General features: G+C 67.3%; 21 protein-coding genes. 19 read left to right on the top strand and 2 right to left on the bottom strand.

The window, feature by feature from the left end; translation table 11 throughout:
• From AC1D2K_RS07990 to AC1D2K_RS07940, 11 genes are all read left to right on the top strand, one after another.
• The coding region (locus AC1D2K_RS07990) for a molybdopterin-dependent oxidoreductase (protein ID WP_478087724.1) at positions 1–373 on the top strand (373 nt) is incomplete at its 5' end.
• On the top strand, positions 370–1,446 hold the full coding sequence (nuoH, locus tag AC1D2K_RS07985; protein WP_478087722.1) for an NADH-quinone oxidoreductase subunit NuoH: 1,077 nt from the start codon (positions 370–372) through the stop codon (positions 1,444–1,446). The genes AC1D2K_RS07990 and nuoH, both read left to right, overlap by 4 nt.
• 11 nt (positions 1,447–1,457) lie before the next feature.
• The gene (gene nuoI / locus AC1D2K_RS07980; protein ID WP_286529791.1) at positions 1,458–2,000 is read left to right on the top strand and encodes an NADH-quinone oxidoreductase subunit NuoI; all 543 of its coding nucleotides are present in this window, start codon (positions 1,458–1,460) and stop codon (positions 1,998–2,000) included.
• A gap of 39 nt (positions 2,001–2,039) precedes the next feature.
• A complete protein-coding gene (locus AC1D2K_RS07975; protein ID WP_442281527.1) occupies positions 2,040–2,690 on the top strand; it encodes an NADH-quinone oxidoreductase subunit J in 651 nt (216 codons plus the stop codon).
• Positions 2,687–2,995 carry an NADH-quinone oxidoreductase subunit NuoK gene (gene nuoK / locus AC1D2K_RS07970; RefSeq protein ID WP_286532244.1) on the top strand — a complete coding sequence of 103 codons (309 nt, stop codon included), beginning with the start codon at positions 2,687–2,689 and terminating at the stop codon, positions 2,993–2,995. Before AC1D2K_RS07975 ends, nuoK begins: the two co-directional genes overlap by 4 nt.
• A 13-nt stretch (positions 2,996–3,008) precedes the next feature.
• Complete coding sequence (gene nuoL, locus AC1D2K_RS07965) at positions 3,009–5,024, top strand: NADH-quinone oxidoreductase subunit L (protein WP_478087721.1); 2,016 nt, start codon at positions 3,009–3,011, stop codon at positions 5,022–5,024.
• A gap of 24 nt (positions 5,025–5,048) precedes the next feature.
• Entirely contained in the window at positions 5,049–6,524 is a 1,476-nt protein-coding gene (locus tag AC1D2K_RS07960) for an NADH-quinone oxidoreductase subunit M (RefSeq protein ID WP_478087719.1), read from the top strand.
• Between the two features lie 9 nt (positions 6,525–6,533).
• Entirely contained in the window at positions 6,534–8,021 is a 1,488-nt protein-coding gene (gene nuoN / locus AC1D2K_RS07955) for an NADH-quinone oxidoreductase subunit NuoN (protein ID WP_478087718.1), read from the top strand.
• Between the two features lie 8 nt (positions 8,022–8,029).
• Entirely contained in the window at positions 8,030–8,362 is a 333-nt protein-coding gene (locus tag AC1D2K_RS07950; RefSeq protein ID WP_478087717.1) for a DUF2818 family protein, read from the top strand.
• 1 nt (position 8,363) lies between these two features.
• Positions 8,364–8,954: an NUDIX domain-containing protein gene (locus AC1D2K_RS07945; RefSeq protein WP_478087716.1), complete on the top strand. Its 591-nt coding sequence runs from the start codon at positions 8,364–8,366 to the stop codon at positions 8,952–8,954.
• A 7-nt stretch (positions 8,955–8,961) separates the two neighbouring features.
• Entirely contained in the window at positions 8,962–9,402 is a 441-nt protein-coding gene (locus AC1D2K_RS07940; RefSeq protein ID WP_478087714.1) for a DUF1178 family protein, read from the top strand.
• Between the two features lie 270 nt (positions 9,403–9,672).
• Here the strand turns inward: AC1D2K_RS07940 and AC1D2K_RS07935 are convergent, their stop codons facing one another.
• Entirely contained in the window at positions 9,673–11,454 is a 1,782-nt protein-coding gene (locus AC1D2K_RS07935) for an ABC transporter transmembrane domain-containing protein (RefSeq protein ID WP_478087713.1), read from the bottom strand.
• Between the two features lie 79 nt (positions 11,455–11,533).
• Between AC1D2K_RS07935 and AC1D2K_RS07930 the strand changes: the two genes are divergently transcribed.
• The 4 genes from AC1D2K_RS07930 to AC1D2K_RS07915 are packed head-to-tail and all read left to right on the top strand — an operon-like array spanning position 11,534 to position 16,474.
• Positions 11,534–12,088 carry a MarR family winged helix-turn-helix transcriptional regulator gene (locus AC1D2K_RS07930; protein ID WP_478087712.1) on the top strand — a complete coding sequence of 185 codons (555 nt, stop codon included), beginning with the start codon at positions 11,534–11,536 and terminating at the stop codon, positions 12,086–12,088.
• On the top strand, positions 12,069–13,547 hold the full coding sequence (locus tag AC1D2K_RS07925) for an efflux transporter outer membrane subunit (protein ID WP_478087710.1): 1,479 nt from the start codon (positions 12,069–12,071) through the stop codon (positions 13,545–13,547). The genes AC1D2K_RS07930 and AC1D2K_RS07925 overlap by 20 nt, the downstream gene beginning before the upstream one ends.
• Before the next feature lie 39 nt (positions 13,548–13,586).
• Positions 13,587–14,897, top strand: a complete 1,311-nt coding sequence (locus AC1D2K_RS07920) for an EmrA/EmrK family multidrug efflux transporter periplasmic adaptor subunit (protein ID WP_478087709.1) — start codon at positions 13,587–13,589, stop codon at positions 14,895–14,897.
• A gap of 17 nt (positions 14,898–14,914) precedes the next feature.
• Positions 14,915–16,474, top strand: a complete 1,560-nt coding sequence (locus tag AC1D2K_RS07915) for a DHA2 family efflux MFS transporter permease subunit (protein WP_478087707.1) — start codon at positions 14,915–14,917, stop codon at positions 16,472–16,474.
• A gap of 9 nt (positions 16,475–16,483) precedes the next feature.
• On the opposite strand, the gene AC1D2K_RS07910 is transcribed toward AC1D2K_RS07915, so the two are convergent.
• On the bottom strand, positions 16,484–17,374 hold the full coding sequence (locus tag AC1D2K_RS07910; protein ID WP_478087705.1) for a LysR family transcriptional regulator: 891 nt from the start codon (positions 17,372–17,374) through the stop codon (positions 16,484–16,486).
• 131 nt (positions 17,375–17,505) lie between these two features.
• Here AC1D2K_RS07910 and AC1D2K_RS07905 point away from each other — a divergent pair, with 131 nt between their 5' ends.
• The 4 genes from AC1D2K_RS07905 to AC1D2K_RS07890 form a co-directional block, all read left to right on the top strand.
• Positions 17,506–18,657 (top strand): CaiB/BaiF CoA transferase family protein, encoded by a 1,152-nt coding sequence (locus tag AC1D2K_RS07905; RefSeq protein ID WP_478087703.1) that lies wholly within the window; start codon positions 17,506–17,508, stop codon positions 18,655–18,657.
• A gap of 61 nt (positions 18,658–18,718) precedes the next feature.
• Positions 18,719–19,696 carry a Bug family tripartite tricarboxylate transporter substrate binding protein gene (locus AC1D2K_RS07900; protein ID WP_478087701.1) on the top strand — a complete coding sequence of 326 codons (978 nt, stop codon included), beginning with the start codon at positions 18,719–18,721 and terminating at the stop codon, positions 19,694–19,696.
• A gap of 26 nt (positions 19,697–19,722) precedes the next feature.
• Entirely contained in the window at positions 19,723–21,600 is a 1,878-nt protein-coding gene (locus tag AC1D2K_RS07895; protein WP_478087699.1) for an acyclic terpene utilization AtuA family protein, read from the top strand.
• A gap of 124 nt (positions 21,601–21,724) precedes the next feature.
• On the top strand, positions 21,725–22,256 hold a 532-nt coding region (locus AC1D2K_RS07890; RefSeq protein WP_478087697.1), incomplete at its 3' end, for an ABC transporter ATP-binding protein.

The raw sequence follows: 22,256 nt of genomic DNA, 5'->3' as shown, positions 1-22,256 counted from the left end.
GTTCACCGAAACGCCCGGCACCTTCGTCAACGCCGAAGGCCGTGTCCAGAGCTTCCATGCGGTCGTCAAGCCGCAGGGCGAGGCGCGACCGGCCTGGAAGGTGCTGCGCGTGCTGGCCAACCTGCTGGGCCTGCCGGGCTTCGCTTTCGAGTCGACCGGCGACGTGCTGGCCGACCTCGGTTCGCCCGCCCAGGTGGCAGCCGACAAGCTGGCCAACACCACCCGCGCAGCGATCGACACCAGCGACGCGGCGCAGCCGGCACCGGTGGTCGCTGGCATCTACCAGCTCGACTCGATCGTGCGCCGCGCACCGTCGCTGCAGCTCACCGCCGATGCCCGCCAGGCAGCGGCCGCACAGGAGGTGTCGGCATGATCGACGCACTGCACGGCTTCGGCCTCGGCCTGGTGTCTGCCGGCTGGTGGACAGGCGTCCTCTGGCCGGTGATCTGGACCCTGATCAAGATCATCGTCGTCGTGATCCCGCTGATGGGCGCGGTCGCCTACCTCACGCTGTGGGAGCGCAAGGCCATCGGCTTCACGCAGATCCGCATCGGCCCCAACCGCGTCGGCCCGCTGGGCCTGCTGCAGCCGATCGCCGACGCGCTCAAGCTGCTGACCAAGGAAATCATCCTGCCGACGGTCGCCAACAAGGGCTTGTTCCTGCTGGGGCCGATCATGACCATCATGCCGGCGCTGGCCGCCTGGGCGGTCATTCCCTTCGGTCCCGAGGTCGCGCTGGCCAACATCAACGCCGGCCTGCTGTTCGTGATGGCCATCACCTCGCTGGAGGTCTACGGCGTGATCATCGCCGGCTGGGCCTCGAATTCGAAGTACGCCTTCCTCGGCGCGCTGCGCGCCTCGGCGCAGATGGTCAGCTACGAAATCGCGATGGGCTTCTGCTTCGTCGTGGTGCTGATGGTCTCGGCCAGCCTCAACATGACGGACATCGTGATGGGGCAGGGCAGGGGCCACTTCGCCTCGATGGGCGTCGGCTTCCTGTCGTGGAACTGGCTCTCGCTGCTGCCGATCTTCGTCGTCTACTTCATCTCCGGCCTGGCCGAAACCAACCGCCACCCCTTCGACGTCGTCGAAGGCGAATCGGAGATCGTCGCCGGCCACATGATCGAGTACTCGGGCATGAGCTTCGCGATGTTCTTCCTGGCCGAGTACGCCAACATGTGGCTGGTCTCGATCCTGTGCGCGGTGCTGTTCCTCGGCGGCTGGCTGCCCCCGTTCGACTTCCTGGCCTTCATCCCGGGCTGGATCTGGCTCGGCCTCAAGACCTTCTGCGTGGTCACGATGTTCCTCTGGGTCCGCTCGACCTTCCCGCGCTTTCGCTATGACCAGATCATGCGGCTGGGCTGGAAGATCTTCATTCCGGTCACGCTGGTGTGGCTGGTGGTGGTGGGCGCCTGGATGCAGACCCCCTTCAACATCTGGAAATAACAGGAACTGCCATGACTGCGCCCTCCGCCAGCGCGCTTGCGCGCTCCTCGACGACCGCGTCCGCGCCTTTCTCGCTCAAGGACTTCCTGTCCAGCTTCATGCTGGTCGAGCTGTTCAAGGGCCTGGCGCTGACCGGCAAGTACGCCTTCAGCCGCAAGATCACCGTGCAGTTCCCGGAAGAGAAGACGCCGCTGTCGCCGCGCTTCCGCGGCCTGCATGCGCTGCGCCGCTATGAGAACGGCGAAGAGCGCTGCATCGCCTGCAAGCTCTGCGAGGCTGTCTGCCCGGCGCTCGCGATCACGATCGAATCCGAGGTGCGTGACGACGGCTCGCGCCGCACCACGCGCTACGACATCGACCTGACCAAGTGCATCTTCTGCGGCTTCTGCGAAGAGAGCTGCCCGGTCGACTCGATCGTCGAGACCCACATCTTCGAATACCAYGGCGAAAAGCGGGGCGACCTGTACTTCACCAAGGACATGCTGCTCGCCGTCGGCGACCGCTACGAAAAAGAAATCGCCGCCAACAAGGCGGCGGACGCCAAGTACCGCTGAGGCGGTTGGCCCGAACCTCGAAGAAAACGAATCCGACCCATGGACGTCAAGACCGGTCTGTTCTATCTGTTTGCCGCGGTACTGCTGTTCGCAGCTTTCCGCGTCATCACCGCGCGCAACCCCGTGTATGCGGCGCTCTACCTGGTGCTGGCGTTCTTCCAGGCATCGGCCATCTGGCTCCTGCTGCGCGCCGAGTTCCTGGCCATCACGCTGGTGCTCGTCTACGTGGGGGCGGTGATGGTGCTGTTCCTGTTCGTGGTCATGATGCTCGACATCAATGTCGAGGGCCTGCGCGAGGGCTTCTGGAAGCACTTCCCGCTGGCCGCCGGCGTCGGCGCGCTGATCGCGCTCGAGATGGCCGCGGTGCTGATGGGCGGTTTCCGCCTGACCTCGCCGAAGACGCTGTCGGCGATCCAGGGGCCGGAGACCTCGAACACGCTCGAGCTCGGCAAGCTGCTCTATTCCCAATACCTCTATCCGCTGGAGATTGCCGCGGTGATCCTGCTGGTCGCGATCGTCGCCGCCATCGCGCTGACGCTGCGCAGGCGCAAGGACAGCAAGTATGTGAATCCGGCCGACCAGGTCCGCGTGAAGGCGCGCGACCGCGTGCGCATCGTCCAGGTGCCCGTCACGCGCCAGGCTGAACCGGTCGCGGAGCAACCCGCGGCTGCTGCGGAGACCAAGGCATGACGCTCACGCTCGGACACTTCCTTTCGCTCGGCGCGATGCTCTTCGCGCTGTCTGTCATCGGCATCTTCCTGAACCGCAAGAACCTGATCGTGCTGCTCATGTGCGTGGAGCTGATGCTGCTCGCGGTCAACATGAACTTCGTCGCCTTCTCGTACTTCCTCGGCGACATGCACGGACAGGTCTTCGTCTTCTTCATCCTGACGGTCGCGGCGGCCGAGTCGGCCATCGGGCTGGCGCTGCTGGTGCTGCTGTTCCGCAACAAGTCGAACATCAACGTCGACGAACTGAATGCGCTGAAGGGCTGAAGAAGGTTTACTCATGAGCGCTACTCTTTCCGCATCCACCCTCCTGGCCGTCCCGCTCGCGCCGCTGGTCGGCGCCGTCGTCGCCGGCCTGTTCGGCACGAAGTTCGGCGGCAACCACATCGGCCGCCGCGTCACCCACTCGCTGACCATCCTCGGCGTGCTGGTGTCCTTCATCATCTCCGCCATGACGCTCAACAGCGTCGTGAACGACGGCGCGCGCTTCAACGCCACCATCTATGAATGGATGACCGTCGGCGGCCTGAAGATGGAGATCGGCTTCCTGGTCGACGGCCTGACCGCGATGATGATGTGCGTCGTGACCTTCGTGTCGCTGATGGTGCACGTCTACACCATCGGCTACATGCAGGAAGACGACGGCTACAACCGTTTCTTCGCCTACATCTCGCTCTTCACCTTCTCGATGCTGATGCTCGTGATGAGCAACAACATGCTCCAGCTGTTCTTCGGCTGGGAGGCGGTGGGCCTGGTGTCCTATCTGCTGATCGGCTTCTGGTACAACCGGCCGACCGCGATCTTCGCCAACCTGAAGGCCTTCGTGGTCAACCGCGTGGGCGACTTCGGCTTCATCCTCGGCATCGGCCTGATCGCCGCCTACGCCGGCACGCTGAACTACGGCGAAGCCTTCGCCAAGGCCGACGCGCTGGCCAAGATCACCTTCCCGGGCACCGAGTGGCTGCTGATCACCGTGATCTGCATCTGCCTGTTCATCGGCGCGATGGGCAAGAGCGCGCAGTTCCCGCTGCACGTCTGGCTGCCCGACTCGATGGAAGGCCCGACCCCGATCTCGGCGCTGATCCACGCCGCGACCATGGTCACGGCCGGCATCTTCATGGTGGCGCGCATGTCGCCGCTGTTCGAGCTGAGCGACACCGCGCTGAGCTTCATCCTCGTGATCGGCGGCATCACCGCGCTGTTCATGGGCTTCCTGGGCGTCGTCCAGAACGACATCAAGCGCGTGGTGGCCTATTCCACCCTGTCCCAGCTCGGCTACATGACGGTGGCGCTCGGCGCCTCGGCCTATTCGGTCGCCGTGTTCCACCTGATGACCCACGCCTTCTTCAAGGCGCTGCTGTTCCTCGGCGCCGGCTCCGTGATCATCGGCTTGCACCACAACCAGGACATGCGCTGGATGGGCAACGTGCGCAAGTACATGCCGATCACCTGGATCACCTCGCTGGTGGGTTCGCTGGCGCTCATCGGCACGCCGTTCTTCTCGGGCTTCTATTCCAAGGACAGCATCATCGAAGCGGTGCGCGAGAGTCACCTCTGGGGCTCGGGCTTCGCCTACTTCGCAGTGCTGGCGAGCGTGTTCGTCACCGCCCTGTATTCGTTCCGCATGTATTTCCTGGTGTTCCACGGCAAGGAGCGCTTCGACCAGAACCCGGACGCGCACCACGACGACCACGGTCACGGCCACGATAACCACCACGAGCCGCACGAGTCCCCCTGGGTGGTCTGGGTGCCGCTGGTGGCGCTGGCGATCCCGTCGGTCGTGATCGGCTTCATGACGATCCAGCCGATGCTCTTCGGCGAGTTCTTCAAGGGCGCGATCTTCGTCGGCGAAGATCACCACGCCATGAAGGAACTGGCCGAGGCCTTCCACGGCCCGTTCGCGATGGCCATCCACGGCCTGACCGCGGCGCCGTTCTGGCTCGCGCTCGGCGGCGTGGTGGTGGCCTGGTACCTGTACCTGGTCAACCCGGCCGTGCCGGCCGCGATCAAGCGCGCCTTCGGCCCGATCTACACCCTGCTCGAGAACAAGTACTACATGGACTGGTTCAACGAGAACGTCATCGCCCGCGCCACCCGCGCGCTGGGCACCGGCCTCTGGAAGGGCGGCGACCAGGGGATCATCGACGGTGCCATCGTCAACGGCTCCTGGAAGCTGGTCGGCCGCGTCGCGGGCGCAGTGCGCTGGCTGCAGTCGGGCTATATCTATCACTACGCCTTCTCGATGCTGCTCGGCATCTTCGTTCTGATGTCGTACTTCGTCTGGTTCAAGCGGTAAGCGGCTCTCTGGAGAAAAACAAAAATGGGTTTGTTGAGCCTTGCCATCTGGATGCCGATCGCCTTCGGCGTCGTGCTGTTGGCCTTCGGTCGGGACGAACACGCGAGGGGCGTGCGCTGGGTTGCGCTCGTCGGTTCGGTCGCGAGCTTCCTGGTCACCTTGCCGCTCTGGTCGCGTTTCCAGAACGGAACTGCCGCGATGCAGTTCGTCGAGAAGGAGCGCTGGATCGATCGCTTCAACATCAACTACCACATCGGCCTGGACGGCATCTCGTTCTGGCTGGTGCTGCTGACCGCCTTCATCACCGTGATCGTGGTGATCTCGGCCTGGGAAGTCATCACCGAGCGCGTGAACCAGTACATGGGCGCCTTCCTGATCCTCTCGGGGCTCATGATCGGCAGCTTCTCGGCGCTTGACGGCCTGCTGTTCTACGTCTTCTTCGAAGCCACGCTGATCCCGATGTACCTGATCATCGGGATCTGGGGCGGTCCGAACAAGATCTACGCGGCCTTCAAGTTCTTCATCTACACGCTGCTCGGCTCGCTGTTGATGCTGGTCGCGCTGATCTACCTGTACAACCAGTCGGGCGGCAGCTTCGACATCCTGAGCTGGCACAAGCTGCCGCTGTCGGGCACCGCGCAGACCCTGCTGTTCTTCGCCTTCTTCGCGTCCTTCGCGGTCAAGGTGCCGATGTGGCCGGTCCACACGTGGCTGCCCGACGTGCACGTCGAGGCGCCCACGGGCGGCTCCGCGGTGCTGGCGGCGATCATGCTGAAGCTCGGCGCCTACGGCTTCCTGCGGTTCTCGATGCCGATCGCGCCCGATGCCTCGCACGAATGGGCCTGGCTCATGATCGCGCTGTCGCTGATCGCGGTGATCTACGTCGGCCTGGTCGCGCTGGTGCAGCAGGACATGAAGAAGCTGGTGGCCTATTCGTCGGTGGCCCACATGGGCTTCGTGACGCTCGGCTTCTTCATCTTCAACGAACTCGGCGTCGCCGGCGGCATCGTTCAGATGATCGCCCACGGCTTCGTCTCGGGCGCGATGTTCCTGTGCATCGGCGTGCTCTACGACCGCGTGCATTCGCGCCAGATCGCCGACTACGGCGGCGTGGTCAACACCATGCCCAAGTTCGCCGCCTTCGCGCTGCTGTTCGCGATGGCCAACTGCGGCCTGCCGGCCACCGCCGGTTTCGTCGGCGAGTGGATGGTGATCCTCGGCGCGGTCAAGGCCAACTTCTGGCTCGGCCTGGGGGCCGCCACCGCGCTGATCTTCGGCGCCGCCTACACGCTGTGGATGTACAAGCGGGTCTACCTGGGCCCGGTCGGCAACGACCACGTGAAGGAACTCGGCGACATCAATGCGCGCGAATTCCTCATGCTGTCGCTGCTCGCGATCGCGGTGCTGTGGATGGGCCTCTATCCCAAACCTTTCACCGATGTGATGAATGCCTCCGTGGATGGGCTGCTGCAGCACGTGTCCGTCTCCAAGCTGCCGTAAGAGAACAAGATGATTGACAAACTCAGCTGGATGACGATCTACCCCGAGGCGGTGCTGCTGATCATGGCCTGCATCATCGCGCTGGTCGATCTGTCCGCGACCAGCGCGCGCCGTACCGGCACCTATGTGCTGACCCTGCTCACGCTCGCGATCGTCGCGGTGCTGACCGGCTTCAACGCCGCCGAGGGCAAGACGATCTACGGTTTCGGCGGCATGGTCGTCAGCGATCCGATGGGCAGCTGGCTCARGTGCTTCGCGACCCTGGCCCTGATGGTGACGCTGGTCTACGGCCGGCCCTATGCCGCCGACCGCGGCATGCTGCGCGGCGGCGAACTGTTCACGCTCAGCCTGTTCGCGCTGCTGGGCATGTTCGTGATGATGTCGGGCAGCAACTTCCTGCTGATCTACCTGGGCCTCGAACTGCTGACGCTCTCGAGCTATGCGCTGGTGGCCCTGCGCCGCGACAACGCGGTGGCGAGCGAAGCGGCCATGAAGTACTTCGTGCTCGGCGCCATGGCCAGCGGCTTCCTGCTCTACGGCCTGTCGATGATGTACGGCGCCACCGGCTCGCTCGACATCAACGAGGTGTTCAAGGCCATCGCCAGCCGCAACGTGAACCACCAGGTGCTGGTGTTCGGTCTGGTCTTCATCGTCGCCGGCCTGGCGTTCAAGGTCGGTGCCGCGCCGTTCCACATGTGGGTGCCCGACGTCTACCAGGGTGCGCCGACCGCGGTCACGCTGATGATCGGCGCGGCGCCGGAGCTGGCGGCCTTCGCGATCATCATCCGCCTGCTGGTGGAGGGGCTGCTGCCGCTGGCGATCGACTGGCAGCAGATGCTCGCACTGCTGGCCATCGCCTCGCTGCTGGTCGGCAACCTGGCCGCCATCGCGCAGACCAACCTCAAGCGCATGCTGGCCTACTCGACCATCGCGCAGATGGGCTTCATGCTGCTGGGCCTGGTGGCGGGCGTGGTCAACGGGAACACCTACAACGCCCAGTTCGCCTACAGCGCCTCGATGTTCTACATCGTGACCTACGTGCTGACCACGCTGGCGGCTTTCGGCATCATCCTGCTGCTGGCGCGCGAGGGTTTCGAGAGCGAGGAAATCACCGATCTCGCCGGTCTCAACCAGCGCAGCCCGCTCTATGCCGGCGTGATGGCGATCGCGATGTTCTCGCTGGCCGGCATTCCTCCGCTGGTCGGCTTCTACGCCAAGCTGGCCGTGCTGCAGGCGTTGATCGCCTCGGGTCAGGCCCTGTATATCGGTCTGGCCGTGTTCGCGGTCATGATGTCGCTGATCGGCGCCTTCTACTACCTGCGCGTGGTCAAGGTGATGTACTTCGATGCGCCGGTCACGGCCAGCACGGTCTCGGCGCCGGCCGACGTGCGCACCGTGCTGACGCTCAACGGCGCCCTGATCCTGGTGCTCGGCATCCTGCCCGGTGGTCTCATGACGCTGTGTGCGAAAGCGATCGTGGCCACCTTGGCCACCTGAGCGCGACGGTGTCACAAAGCGCGTCGGTCTGGATGGTGCTGGGGGTGGCGCTGCTGGCGGCCAACTTGCCCTTCCTCAACGAGCGCCTGTTCGGGCTGGTGCCGCTCCCGGCCCGTGCCAAGTCGCTCGCCGTCCGGCTGGCCGAATTGGTGCTGCTCTATGTCGCGGCCGGCGGCATCGGCCTGCTGTTCGAGCGCCGGGTCGGCCAGATAGCGTCGCAGGGCTGGGAGTTCTATGCCGTCACGGGGGCGCTGTTCATCGTGCTGGCCTTTCCCGGGTTCACCTGGCGCTATCTCCTGAAGCACCGACACGGCGGGATGCATCGTCCCCACGCACACTGACATGACCGACAAGCACCTGAGGGAAGAGCTCACCGCGAGCGAACTGCTGTTCAAGGGCAACTTCCTGCACGCCAAGCGCGATACGGTGCGCCTGCCCGACGGCCACTCCGCGACGCGCGAGTACGTGGTGCATCCGGGCGCGGTGGTGGTGGTGCCGCTGCTCGACGACGGCCGCGTCGTGCTCGAGCGCCAGTACCGCTATCCGGTCGCCCACGTGATGACCGAATTCCCAGCCGGAAAGCTCGATGCGGGCGAAGAACCGCTGGTCTGCGGCCAGCGCGAGCTGCTCGAGGAAACCGGCTACACCGCGCGCGAGTGGGCCCGCGCCGGTGCCATGCATCTCGCCGTGGCGTACTCGACCGAGATCATCCACATCTACTTTGCGCGTGGCCTGACGCTGGGGGACCGTCAGCTCGACCACGGCGAGTTCCTCGACGTGATCAGTGCCACGCCCGAGGAGCTGATGGGCTGGTGCCGCGACGGCACGGTGTCGGACGCCAAGACGCTGACCTGCACGCTCTGGCTCCAGAACGTCCTGTCGGGCGAATGGGTGCTCGACTGGCACGACACATCTTTGCCCGCCGGCCGATAATCGGCCCATGAAGGTCCTCAACCTCCAGTGCGCCCACGGCCACGGCTTCGAGGGGTGGTTTGCATCGCAGGATGCATTCGACACCCAACTCGCCGGTGGCCTGGTGGAGTGCCCGATGTGCGGCGACACGGCCATCACCAAGCTGCTGGCCGCGCCGCGGCTGAACCTCGGCAATGCCAAGCCGCCGGTCGAAGCGCCGCCGGCCAGGGCGCCGGCCGTCGATTCACCCGAGGCGCGCTGGTTGCGCGCGGTGCGCGAGGTGATCGCCCAGACCGAGGACGTCGGTGAGCGCTTCGTCGACGAAGCCCGAAAGATGCACTACGGCGAAGCCGAGGAGCGCGGCATCCGCGGCCAGGCGACGCCCGAACAGGCCCGCTCGCTGGCCGAAGAAGGCATCCCCGTCTTCACGCTGCCCCTCCCGGCAGCCCTCAAAGAAACGTTGCAGTAGCGCTCGCCCCCAGGTTRCCCGGCACTTCGTGTCCGGGCCCCCACCCCCTGCCGGGGGCAACACCAGCGGCCCGGCGAAGCCGGTTCCGCGGTGTTTCACCAACGGGCCTGGCTGCGCCGGCCGGTGAATACTGGTGCTGTTCTTGTTTTCGGCTGCGCGCAGCGCGCCGGTTCGTGGGCAGTCGCGGAACCGGCTTCGCCGGGCCGCTGACTGCGCCCCCGGTAGGGGGTGGGCGCCCGACACGAAGTGCGGGCAACCTGGGGGCGAGCGTCAAGTATTGAATTGGAGGGCGGCCAGCCGGGCGTAGACGCCGTTCTGCGCCACCAGCGCCGCATGCGTCCCCTGTTCGACGATGCCGCCGTGGTCCAGCACCACGATGCGGTCGGCCTTCTGCACCGTGGCGAGCCGGTGGGCGATGACCAGCGTGGTGCGGCCCGACATGGCGGATTCGAGGGCCGCCTGCACCATGCGCTCGCTCTCGGCGTCCAGCGCGCTGGTGGCTTCGTCGAGCAGCAGCAGCGGCGGGTTCTTGAGCATCGCGCGGGCGATCGCGATGCGCTGGCGCTGGCCGCCCGACAGGCGTACGCCGCGCTCGCCCAGGAAGGTGTCGTAGCCCTCGGGCAGGGCCCGCAGGAAGCCGTCCGCGAAGGCGGCGCGGGCGGCCGCGTGGACTTCCTCGACGCTGGCGTCGGGCCGGCCGTAGCGGATGTTCTCGAGCGCGCTGGCCGAGAAGATCACCGCATCCTGCGGCACCAGGCCGATGCGCTTGCGCAATTGATCGAGCGACAGCGCCGCCAGCGGCGTGCCGTCGAGCGTGATGCGGCCGGACTGCGGGTCGTAGTAGCGCAGCAGCAACTGGAACACGGTGCTCTTGCCGGCCCCGCTCGATCCCACCAGCGCCACGGTCTCGCCGGGCGCCACCTGGAGCGTGAAATCGCGCAGGGCAGGGGTGCCGGGCCGCGAGGGATAGTGGAAGCCCACGCCCTCCAGGCTCAGGGCGCTGCCGGCCTCGGGCACCGGTGCCTGGGTCGGCTGCTCCGGCGACAGGATCACTGGCCTGGCATGAAGCWGTTCCATCAGGCGCTCGGTGGCGCCGGCGGCGCGCAACAGGTCGCCGTAGACCTCGCCGAGCACGGCCGCGGCGCTCGCGAGGATGATCACGTAGACCACGGTCTGCCCGAGATGGCCGGCCGTGATGTCGCCGCGCAGCACCGCTTGCGTGCCCTGGTACAGGCCCCAGAGCAGCRCCGCCGAGGTGGCGATGATGATGAATGCCACCAGCACCGAGCGCGCACGCGTGCGGCGCACCGCCGTGCGGAAGGCGCTGTCGGTCGAGGCATCGAAGCGCGCCGCCTCGCGCGCTTCGGCGGTGTAGCTCTGGACCACGGGARTCGCGTTGAGCACCTCGGCCGCGATCGCGCTGGAGTCGGCCACCCGGTCCTGGCTGGCGCGCGACAGCTTGCGCACGCGGCGGCCGAACCACATGCTGGGCAGCACGACCAGCACCAGGATGCCGAATACCTGCACCATCACGTAGGGATTGGTCCAGACCAGGATGGCCAGGGCGCCGACGCCCATCACCGCATTGCGAAGCCCCATGCTGAGCGAGGAGCCGACCACGGTCTGCACCAGCGTGGTGTCGGCGGTCAGGCGCGACAGCACCTCGCCGGTCTGGGTGGTCTCGAAGAACACCGGGCTTTGCCGCAGCACATGGGCGTAGACGGCATTGCGCAGATCCGCCGTCACGCGCTCGCCCAGCCAGCTCACCGTGTAGAAGCGCGCTGCCGAGAACAGCCCGAGCGCCACGGCGACGGCGAACAGGGCGACGAAATGCTCGCGCAGCGCCATCGTCTGCGCCCCCTTGTCGGTCGAGACCAGGCCGCCATCGATGAGGCTGCGCAGGGCGATCGGGAATACCAGGGTGGTCGCCGCCGCCAGCACCAGGAACACACCCGCGAGGACGATTTGCGTGCGGTAGGGGCGCAGAAAGGGCGCCAGGCCCGACAGGGACTTCGGCGAGCCTTTGGCGAGTGAGGGAGAGGGGGAAGCCATATCCGAGCGATTCTAGCGAAACGCTTGCCTCACCAAAGGTCGCCTTGACAGTAATTGCCGAGGCAAATAATATGCGGGTATGTCCGAATCCAAGACCCCTGAGGACCGCTCCGCGGCACCTTCGCCCGGCAAACCGCCGGCGGTCGAGGCTTTCTACAAGCCCGAGAACTACCGTGCGGAGGAGAGCATCGGCTACATGATGCGTCGCATCCTGAGTGCGGTCTCCCAATCGGTCGAATCGCACATGTGCGAGCCCGGCAGCCCGACCTATCCGCAGTGGGTGCCGTTGCACAAGCTGCACACGGGCAAGGTCACCACGGTGGCCGAGCTGGCGCGCGAGTGCCTGCTCGATACCGGCGCCATGACGCGCCTGCTCGATCGCCTCGAGGCCAAGGGCCTCTGCCGGCGCGTTCGCTCGGTGGCCGACCGGCGCGTGGTGCACATCGAGTTGACCGACGAGGGCCGCGCGGCGGCCCGCGAGGTGCCGCAAATTCTCAGCCGGGTGCAGAACGAACACCTGGCCGGATTCACCAACGAGGAGTGGGAGCAGCTCAAGAGCTACCTGCGCCGCATCCTGGACAACGCACAGGCCTTGTCGGCCCGTGGAGAAAATGATGACTCGACCTCTTCCTGAGCCGACCTTGCGGCGTGCGAGTGCGGTCGCCGCGGCCGTGCTGGCGCTGGCCATCGCGGGTTGCGCCGACATGGGCGCGATCGCCTCGAACCCGAAGCTGCAGACCGCGGAGAGCCTTGGCCTGGCCGCCGCACCCGCCGCCCCGGCCGCACCGACGCTCGACAGCCAATGGTGGCTGGCCTTCGGCGATCCGCAGCTCAACGCGCTGGTCGACCAGGCCACCGAAGGCAACCCCAATCTGCAGATCGCCCTTGCCCGGCTCGCGCGCGCCCAGGCGTCCGTGATGACGGCCGAAGCGGCCGACATGCCCCAGATCCACGGCGCCCTCGACCTGACGCGGCAGAAGTTCAGCGCCAACTCCATCTATCCGCGGCCGCTCGGCGGCTCCGTCCAGGAAACCGGCACGCTGCAGATCGGCGCCAGCTGGGAACTCGACTTCTTCGGCAAGAACCGCACGGCGCTCGACGCCGCGCTGGGCACGGCCAATGCGGCCGCGGCCGAGGCCGATGCCGCGCGCATCCTGCTGGCGAGCAACGTGGCGCGCGGCTACGTCCAGTGGGCACGGCTGAACGACCGGCTGGTGGTGGCCCAGCGCGCGCTGGCACAGCGCGAAGAACTGCTCAAGCTGGTGCGCGACCGCGTGTCCGCCGGCCTGGACACGCGCCTGCAGCTGAAGCAGAGCGAAAGCAGCGTGCCCGAGGCCCGCCAGCAGATCGAGGCGCTGGACGAGCAGATCGCGATCTCGCGTCACGCGCTCGACGCCCTGGTGGCGAGGCCCGGCGCGACCCAGGCGCTGGCGCCGCCGAGGCTGGGCAACTTCAAGGGCATGGCCCTGCAGCAGACCATTCCGGCCGATCTGCTGGGCCGGCGCGCCGACATCGCCGCCGCGCGCTGGCGCGTCGAGGCCGCGAGCAGCGACGTCGCGAATGCGAAGACGCAGTTCTATCCCAACGTCAACCTGGTGGCCTTCGCCGGCTTCTCGAGCATCGGCTTCGGCAACCTGCTGAAGTCGGACAGCCAGCAGTGGGGCGTCGGCCCCGCGATCCGCCTGCCGATCTTCGAGGGCGGCCGCCTGCGCGCCAACCTGCGCGGCAGGTCGGCCGATCTGGACGCCGCGATCGACAGCTACAACGCCACCGTCTTCGACGCGGTGCGCGACGTCGCCGACCAGGTCACGAGCGTGCAGTCGGTGGCGCGCCAGCAGATCCAGCAGCGCGAGGCGCAGGACGCCGCCGAGGCCGCCTACGACATCGGCCTGCAGCGCTACAGCGCGGGGCTCGGCAACTACCTGGACGTCCTGACGGCCGAGATCACCGTGCTGGCGCAGCGCCGCGACGGTGTCGACCTCGCGGCGCGGGCACTTGAAAGCCAGGTCGGCCTGGCGCGCGCGCTGGGTGGCGGCTGGCAGCCCTCGGACGCCACCCGGACCGCCGCCGCGCCTGCGGCCGCGCATCCCTGAACACTCCCGAACACTGCTTCGAATCCGAAAGACACCGTCATGGACAACAGCAACAACGCCCCATCCGCTGCGCCGATCGAGCCCATCGCCCAGGCGCCCGCCGCCAACAACAAGCGCCGCCGTGCGTTGACCGCGCTCGCCTCGGTGGTGGTGCTGGCCGGCGCCGGCTGGGGGGTCTACGAATGGCTGGTCGCGAGCCACTATGAAACGACGGACAACGCCTACGTGCAGGGCAACGTCATCCAGATCACGCCGCAGATCGGCGGCACCGTGATGGCGATCATGGCCGACGACACCGATCTGGTGAAAGCCGGCCAGCCGCTGGTCCAGCTCGATCCCTCCGATGCCCGGGTGGCGCTCGAGCAGGCCGAGGCCGCGCTGGCGCAGGCGGTGCGCCTGGCACGCACCCTGTATGCCAACAACGGCTCGCTGGCGGCGCAAGTGACGCTGCGGCAGGCCGACATCGTGCGCGCGCAGAGCGACATCGCGCGGGCGCAGGACGACCTCAAGCGCCGCCAGGCCCTGTCGGGCAACGGCGCGGTGTCGAAGGAAGAGCTGAACCATTCCGAGACCGCACTGGCCAATGCCAAGAGCCAGCTGGCGGCGGCGCAGGCCGGCGTGCTCTCCGCGCGCGAACAGCTGACCAGCAACCAGTCGCTGACCGAGGGCACCTCCGTCGAGCGGCATCCGAGCGTGCTCGCGGCTGCGGCCAAGGTGCGCGAGGCCTATCTCGCCACCCAGCGCGTCGCGATGCCGGCACCGGTCGAGGGCTACGTGGCCAAGCGCACGGTGCAACTCGGCCAACGCGTGGCCGCCGGCACGCCGATGATGTCGATCGTGCCGCTGAACCAGCTGTGGGTCGATGCCAATTTCAAGGAAGTGCAGTTGCGCAATATCCGTATCGACCAGCCCGTGAAACTCACGGCCGACCTGTACGGCAAGAAGGTCGCGTACGACGGCCGGGTCGCCGGCCTCGGCGTCGGCACCGGCTCGGCCTTCGCGCTGCTGCCGGCGCAGAACGCCACCGGCAACTGGATCAAGGTGGTGCAGCGGGTGCCGGTGCGCATCGCGCTCGACCCCGAGCAGCTCAAGGCCAACCCGCTGCGCGTAGGCCTGTCGATGGACGCAGAGATCGACATCTCGAAGAAGGACGGCAAGGCGCTGGCCGACGCGCCACGCGGCAGTGCGCTGATCCAGACGCAGGTCTACAGCAAGCTCGACGGCGGCGCCGATGCAGAGGTCGAACGCATCATCGCCGCCAACCTCGGCCGCGATGCGCCGCGCCAGGCGCCGGCGGCCCGCCCCGCGCCGTCCGCGACGCCGACGCCTTCGCCAGCGCATCCCGGCTGATCGGGCGAGCGCGCGCGATGTCGAACGCCACCGCTTCCCAGCCGCTGCCGCCGCTCGAGGGCTCCGCCCGCGTGTGGGGCACGATCGCGCTCTCGGCCGCGACCTTCATGAACGTGCTCGACACCTCGATCGCGAACGTGTCGCTGCCGGCGATCGCCGGCGACCTCGGCGTCAGCTCGACGCAGGGCACCTGGGTCATCACCAGCTTCGCGGTGGCCAACGCCATCGCGGTGCCGCTCACGGGCTGGCTCACGCAGCGCTTCGGACAGGTGCGGCTGTTCATGACGAGCGTGCTGCTGTTCATCATCAGCTCGTGGCTCTGCGGCCTGGCGCCGAACATGACGACGCTGATCGCCTTCCGCGCGCTGCAGGGCTTCGTGGCCGGGCCGATGATCCCGTTGTCGCAGACGCTGCTGCTGTCGAGCTATCCGCGCGCTAAGGCGGGCCTGGCGATGGCGATGTGGTCGATGACCACGCTGGTCGCTCCGGTGATGGGGCCGATGCTCGGCGGCTGGATCACCGACAACATCTCCTGGCCCTGGATCTTCTACATCAACATCCCGGTCGGCCTGCTGGCCGCGGGCATCACCTGGGGCATCTACCGCAAGCGCGAGAGCGTGACCCGCAAGGTGCCGATCGACGGCATCGGGCTGGCGCTGCTGGTGCTCTGGGTCGGTGCGATGCAGCTGATGCTCGACAAGGGCAAGGAGCTCGACTGGTTCCATTCGGCCTTGATCATGACGCTGGCGGTGGTGGCGGTGGTCGGCTTCGCCTTCTTCCTGATCTGGGAGCTGACCGACAAGCATCCGGTGGTCGACCTGTCGCTCTTCAAGCGGCGCAACTTCTGGTCGGGCGCGCTGGCGACGGCGGTGGCCTATGGCCTCTTCTTCGGCAACGTGGTGATCCTGCCGTTGTGGCTGCAGCAGTTCATGGGCTACACGGCGACCCAGGCCGGCATGATCATGGCGCCGGTCGGAATGCTGGCGATCATCTTCTCGCCGATCGTCGGCCTCACGGTGGGCAGGGTCGACCCGCGCCGCTACGCGACCTTCTCGTTCCTGGTGTTCGCGCTGGTGCTGTGGATGCGCTCGAACTTCAACACCCAGGCCGACTTCTGGACCATCATGATCCCGACCATCATCCAGGGCGTGGCGATGGCCTTCTTCTTCATTCCGCTGGTGACCATCACCTTGTCGGGCCTCTCGCCCGATCGGATCCCGGCGGCCTCGGGCCTGTCGAACTTCCTGCGCATCACCGCGGGCGCGATCGGCACCTCGAGCGCGACCACCTTGTGGGAGAACAGGGCGGCCTTGCACCACGCGCAGCTGGTCGAATCCGTGAACCAGGGCAGCGCGGCCGCGAACAGCACGATCGCCAACCTGGGCGCCGGCGGCTTCAGCCCCGAGCAGGTGCTGGGCCAGATCAACCGCATCGTCGACCAGCAGTCCTTCATGCTGGCCACGAACGACGTGTTCTACGGCTCCGCGATCCTGTTCCTGCTGCTGATTCCGCTGGTCTGGCTGGCCAGGCCGGCCAGGGGCGCAGGCACCTCGGACGCCGCGGCCGGCGCGCACTGAGCGGGCGCCCTACGCAAGCCGCTGGAGCGACTCCATGAACGCCCGGCTCACGGGCGAGAGCGACCGGCCGACCCGCGTGACCACGCCGACCGGCCGGGACATCACGGGCCGCTGCAGCGGTATCGCGACCAGGTCGTCGTTCTTGATGAGTTGAAGGGCCAGCCGCGGCAAGGCCGTGAGGCCGAGGCCCGCCGCCACCAGGGCTCCCGCCACGGCGATGCTCGGATACTCGATGGCCGGCAGGATCGGCAGGCCCTTCTGAAGAAAGGCCGCATCGGTGATCGGCCGGATGCTGCTCCTGAAGCTGCTCGCGATGAACGGGCGGGCAGCGAACGCGGACCAAGGCACCGAGGACTTCGCGCTCAGGGGGTCGTCGCGACGACACAGCAGCACGAAGGGGTCGTCGAGCAGATGGCGGTAGAGCAGGGGCTCCTGCGGCGCCGGCCGCACGCTGATGGCCATGTCGGCCTTGCCTTCGTCGATGGCCGTTCGCAGCAGGTCCGCGGGCCCCTCGATCAGCGAGAACTGGACCTGCGGGTGCAGCAGGCGGAACGCGGCGATCGCTCGCGGCAGCAGTGCCACGCCGGCCGAGGGCAGCGACGCGACGGTGACGTGGCCGCTGCGGCCCTCCAGGAACTGCGACAACTCGCTGAACGAACTGTTGAAGTTCTCCAGGATCCGCAAGGCAATCGGGAGGAGCTCCTTGCCGGCCGGCGTGATTTCCACATGCCGCGTGTCGCGGTCGAACAGGCGCGCGCCCAGCGCCGACTCGACCACCTTGATCGTCCGGCTCAAGGCCGGCTGCGATACGTGCAGCGCCTGGGCCGCCGATCGAAAGTTGACCGTTCGGGCGACTTCGACGAAGGCCTCAAGTTGCTGAAGGGTGATGCCGATCCGCATGCCGTGTGCGTGGTGAATTGATCCGATAGGGTTATCAGAGTTATAGGATTATTGTCCTTCCCACATCAGGCGCATGCCGCCAGAATTTGTTGCTGTACGGAGACATGAGGTCGAGAGACCTCGGCAAACGCATGAACAACATTCTTGAAGGCATTCGCGTGCTCGAGCTGGGACAGGTCCTGGCGGGGCCTTTCGCCGGCGCGATCCTCGCCGATCTCGGCGCCGAGGTGGTCAAGCTCGAACGTACCGAAGGCGGGGACGACGCCCGCCACATGGGCCCGGCGTTCCGCCATGGCGATGCCCACAACTTCCACATCTTCAATCGCGGCAAGAAGTCGGTCGCGATCGACCTCAAGAGCGACGAGGGCCTGGCGGCGTTCGAGCGCCTGGTCGCGGACACCGACATCCTGATCCACAACCTGCGCCCCGGTGTCACGAAGACGCTGGGCATCGACGGCCCCGCGCTGTGCGAGAGGCACCCGCGCCTGATCTATTGCGAGATCTCCGCGTTCGGCCACACCGGGCCCATGCGCATGCTGCCGGGCTACGAGCCGTTGATCCAGGCCTTCAGCGGGCTCTCCAGCATCAACGGCGGCCCCGAGGATCCACCGATGCGCACCGGCGCGTCGGTCTGCGACCAGGGCAGYGGCATGTGGACGGTCATCGGCGCGCTGGCGCTTCTTCAGCGCAGGCATTCGACGGGCAAGGGCGGTGTCGTCAGCACCTCGTTGCTGGAGACGGCACTGGTGTGGACCGGCCAGAAGGCCGACGCCTACGTGAACGAAGGCCGGCTGCCGGACCGGCACCGCTCCGGCCATCCGGGCTTCGTGCCGTACGAGGCGTTCGAGACCGCCGATGCACCGGTGCTGATCTGTTGCGGCAACGACCGGCTGTTCGCCAAGCTCGCGCTCGAGCTCGGCCGCGCCGACTGGATCGAGGATGAGCGCTACGCCACCAACCGTGCGCGCCTCGGCCACAAGGCGGCACTGCTGGCAGAGCTGGCCCCGTTGCTGAAGGCGCAAACGCGCTCTCAGTGGCTCTCGCGCTTCAAGGCCTCCGGCGTCCCCTGCGCCCCCGTGCACACCGTGCCCGAGGCCATCGCCCATCCCCAGGTCGAAGCCCTGGGCATGTTGCAGGCGGTGCCCGGCGAAGACTTCCGCTTGACGGCGCTGCCGTTGTCGATCGACGGCGTGCGCCCCGCGCACCGCGCCGTGGCGCCGCGGCTGGGTCAGCACAACGCCGACTACGGCATCCCTTCAAGAGAGAGCGGCAGCGATGCCTGACCTGCCGAGGCGCGGCCGGCGTCGTTGACCGCATCCAGCCAATTTTCAAACAGGAGACCACATGCCTCGTTTCTTCCATCGCGCCCTGGGCACTTCGGTGGCCGTTGCCGCCCTGATGTTGTGCGGCGGACTCGCGCACGCGCAGTCCTACCCAGACAAGCCGATCACGATCGTGGTGCCTTTCGCCGCGGGCAGCGGTACCGATCAGCAGGCGCGCAGCATGGCGCAGGCCCTGAGCACCGAATACAAGGTGCCCGTCGTTGTCGACAACAAGGCGGGCGCGAGCGGCTTCATCGCCGCGCAGTACGTCGCGAAGGCCGCGCCGGACGGCTACACGATGCTGATGACCACCAACACCACGCACGCGGCCAACGAACACCTCTACAAGAAGCTGCCCTATGACCCGGTCAAGGACTTCACGCCCGTGGCGCTGCTCTCCAAGGGCCACATGCTGCTGCTCGTGAACGAGTCGTCCCCGATCAAGTCGGTGGCCGACCTGATCGCCGCGGCGAAAAAGTCGCCCGGCAAGCTCAACTTCGGCAGCGGCAGTTCCTCCAGCCGGGTGGCCAGCGAGCTGCTCAAGCAGATGGCGGGCGTCGACATGGTCAACGTCCCCTACAAGAGCAACCCGATGGCGATCACGGACCTGCTGGGTGGCCAGGTCGACTTCATGTTCGCCGACGCGCCGACCGCGTTGCCCCAGGTCAAGAGCGGAAAGCTGCGCGCCCTCGCGGTGAGCGGCACCCGGCGGCTCGCCGCGGCCCCCACGGTGCCGACGGTGGACGAGGCCGGCGTCAAGGGGTACGACATGTCGTACTGGACCGCGGTCTACCTGCCGCCGAAGGCGCCGGCCGCGGTCACGGCCAAGCTCAACGAAATGCTGATCAAGGTCTCCGCATCGCCCGCCATCGTGGCCTATCAGGCGACTTCGAGCGGCGAGGCGGCGACGAGCACGCCGGAAGGCCTGGCGGCGTTCCAGACCGCCGAATCCCAGAAGTGGGGCCGCGTGATCCGGGCCGCCGGCATCGAGGCCGAGTGATTCGCTGAATTTCCAAAGGAACGATGATGAACAAACGGACCGTGAGGATCGGTGGCGCCTCGGGCTTCTGGGGCGACAGCTCGGTGGGAGCGCCGCAGCTGGTGGAGCAGGGCGGGATCGACTACCTGGTGTTCGACTACCTGGCGGAGCTCACGATGTCGCTGCTGGCCGGCGCCAGGCTGAAGAACCCCGACATGGGCTATGCGACCGATTTCGTGACCTCGGCCATGGCGACGGTCCTGCCGATGGTGGTCGCCAAGAACATCCGGGTGATCGCGAACGCAGGCGGCGTCAATCCGAAGGCCTGCGCTGCGGCCGTCGAGAAGCTGGCCGCCGGCCTCGGCCTCGAGGTCAAGGTCGCGGTCGTCACGGGCGATGACGCCCTGCCTCTGATCGACGCGCTGCGCGCGCAGGGCATCGGCCACATGACGACGGGCGAGCCCTTGCCCGAGCGGCTGGTCAGCGCCAATGCCTACCTGGGGGCGGCGCCGATCGCGAGCGCCTTGGCCGCCGGCGCCCAGATCGTCATCACGGGGCGCTGCGTCGACAGCGCGGTGACGCTGGGCGCGCTCATGCACGAGTTCGGATGGGGCGCCGACGACTGGGACCGCCTGGCGGGCGGCAGCCTCGCGGGCCACATCATCGAATGCGGATGCCAGGCCACGGGCGGGCTTCACACCGATTGGGATCGGGTGCCCGACTGGGCGCACATCGGCTACCCCATCGTCGAATGCGCGTCCGACGGCTCCTTCACGGTCAGCAAGCCGCCGGGCACCGGCGGACTGGTCTCCCGCGCCACGGTCGGCGAGCAACTGCTCTACGAGATCGGCGACCCGTCGGCCTATTTGCTTCCGGACGTGGTGTGCGACTTCCGCAACGTCGGCATCACCGAGACCGGGTCAGGCGAAGTCCGCGTGGCCGGTGCCAAGGGCCGTCCGCCCTCCGACAAGTTCAAGGTCACCGCGACCTACGCCGCGGGGTACCGCTGCAACGCCGAGCTGCTGATCGTCGGCTTCGACGCCGCGGCAAAAGCCCGGCGCACCGGCGAGGCCATGATCCGTCGCACGCGCGATCTCTTCGAAGCGCGTGGCTGGAGCGACTTCAGCGCGACGCACATCGATGTGCTGGGCGCCGAGTCCAGCTATGGGCCGCATGCGACCCGGCATCCGCCGAGGCAGGCCGTGCTGCGCGTCGCCGTGACGCATGCCGAGAAGGCCGCGCTCGAGGTGTTCGCGAAGGAAATCTCCGCGGCCGGAACCTCCTGGGCGCCGGGCACCACCGGCATGGGCGGCGGCCGGCCTTCGGCGGCGCTGTCGATCCGCCAGTTCCCGTTGCTCGTCGACAAGGCGCTGTTCACGCCCTTCGTCGAACTCGGTGGCGAGCGGTGGGCCGTGCCGGCGAGTTTGCCGGTCGCGGGGGGGCAGACGCCCGAAGCTCCCGCCGCGCAGGGTGGCGCCTTGGCCGACCTGGCCAAGGATGACACCACCGCGATCGATGACGACCGGGTCGAAGTTCCGCTGATCCGGCTGGCCTACGCCCGCAGCGGCGACAAGGGCGACACCTCGAACATCGGCGTCATGGCGCGGCATCCGGCCTTCCTGCCGACGCTGCGCGCCCAGCTGACGCCGGAGGCGGTGGCTTCCTACCTGGCGCATCTGGTCCGGGGAAAGGTGACCCGCTATGAGTTGCCCGGCATCGACGCGATGAATTTCGTCTGCGAAGAAGCGCTGGGCGGCGGCGGCATGGCGTCGCTGCGGGTGGACCCGCTTGGAAAGAGCATGGCGCAGATCCTGCTGTCGATGCCGATCCAGGTCGCTGCCCGGCAGCTGGATGCGGCGGCGTCCGAGCTCTACCGTGCAACGGCGCAACAGCTTGGGTCGGAACCGGGGCCGAGCCGCGGCTAGGCATTTGCCCCAGTAGGCAAGTCTTGCCGCCGCCGCAAACAATGCGGTCCGCGCAACCATGGTGGTGCGCTGAGATGGACCGCATGACCGAATTTTTCTGCCAGCCGATGGGCGACCGCGCGAGATGAGCGACATCATTCTCGAAACACGCCAGCTCACCAAGGAATTCAAGGGCTTCACCGCGGTCAGCAAGGTCGATCTCTCGGTCGTGCGCGGCTCGATCCACGCGCTGATCGGCCCCAACGGTGCGGGCAAGACGACCTGCTTCAATCTGCTGACCAAGTTTCTCGAGCCGACCTCGGGCACGATTCTCTTCAACGGAATGGACATCACGAGTGAGCGCCCGGCGCAGATCGCGCGGCGCGGCATCATCCGCTCGTTCCAGATCTCGGCGGTGTTCCCGCACCTGACCCTGCTCGAGAATGTGCGCCTGGGCCTGCAGCGGGCGCTGGGCACCTCCTACCATTTCTGGAAGAGCGAGAAGTCGCTGAAGCCGCTCGATGCCCGCGCCCGCGTGCTGCTGGCCGAAGTCGGTCTCGAGGACCTGGCCGACGAGCTCACTGTGAACCTGCCCTACGGCCGCAAGCGCGCGCTCGAGATCGCGACCACGCTCGCGATGGAGCCCGAACTGATGCTGCTCGACGAGCCGACCCCGG

This window comes from Variovorax sp. P1_H12_2, assembly GCF_056405335.1.
This window is presented reverse-complemented; position numbering and strand designations above follow the sequence as displayed.

Bases quoted from the DNA above. Each gene is read 5' to 3' on its own strand.
- nuoH (WP_478087722.1), top strand. From the start codon at position 370: ATGATCGACGCACTGCACGGCTTCGGCCTCGGCCTGGTGTCTGCCGGC.
- AC1D2K_RS07975 (WP_442281527.1), top strand. From the start codon at position 2,040: ATGGACGTCAAGACCGGTCTGTTCTATCTGTTTGCCGCGGTACTGCTG.
- nuoK (WP_286532244.1), top strand. From the start codon at position 2,687: ATGACGCTCACGCTCGGACACTTCCTTTCGCTCGGCGCGATGCTCTTC.
- nuoL (WP_478087721.1), top strand. From the start codon at position 3,009: ATGAGCGCTACTCTTTCCGCATCCACCCTCCTGGCCGTCCCGCTCGCG.
- AC1D2K_RS07960 (WP_478087719.1), top strand. From the start codon at position 5,049: ATGGGTTTGTTGAGCCTTGCCATCTGGATGCCGATCGCCTTCGGCGTC.
- AC1D2K_RS07945 (WP_478087716.1), top strand. From the start codon at position 8,364: ATGACCGACAAGCACCTGAGGGAAGAGCTCACCGCGAGCGAACTGCTG.
- AC1D2K_RS07940 (WP_478087714.1), top strand. From the start codon at position 8,962: ATGAAGGTCCTCAACCTCCAGTGCGCCCACGGCCACGGCTTCGAGGGG.
- AC1D2K_RS07930 (WP_478087712.1), top strand. From the start codon at position 11,534: ATGTCCGAATCCAAGACCCCTGAGGACCGCTCCGCGGCACCTTCGCCC.
- AC1D2K_RS07925 (WP_478087710.1), top strand. From the start codon at position 12,069: ATGACTCGACCTCTTCCTGAGCCGACCTTGCGGCGTGCGAGTGCGGTC.
- AC1D2K_RS07920 (WP_478087709.1), top strand. From the start codon at position 13,587: ATGGACAACAGCAACAACGCCCCATCCGCTGCGCCGATCGAGCCCATC.
- AC1D2K_RS07915 (WP_478087707.1), top strand. From the start codon at position 14,915: ATGTCGAACGCCACCGCTTCCCAGCCGCTGCCGCCGCTCGAGGGCTCC.
- AC1D2K_RS07910 (WP_478087705.1), bottom strand. From the start codon at position 17,374: ATGCGGATCGGCATCACCCTTCAGCAACTTGAGGCCTTCGTCGAAGTC.
- AC1D2K_RS07900 (WP_478087701.1), top strand. From the start codon at position 18,719: ATGCCTCGTTTCTTCCATCGCGCCCTGGGCACTTCGGTGGCCGTTGCC.
- AC1D2K_RS07895 (WP_478087699.1), top strand. From the start codon at position 19,723: ATGAACAAACGGACCGTGAGGATCGGTGGCGCCTCGGGCTTCTGGGGC.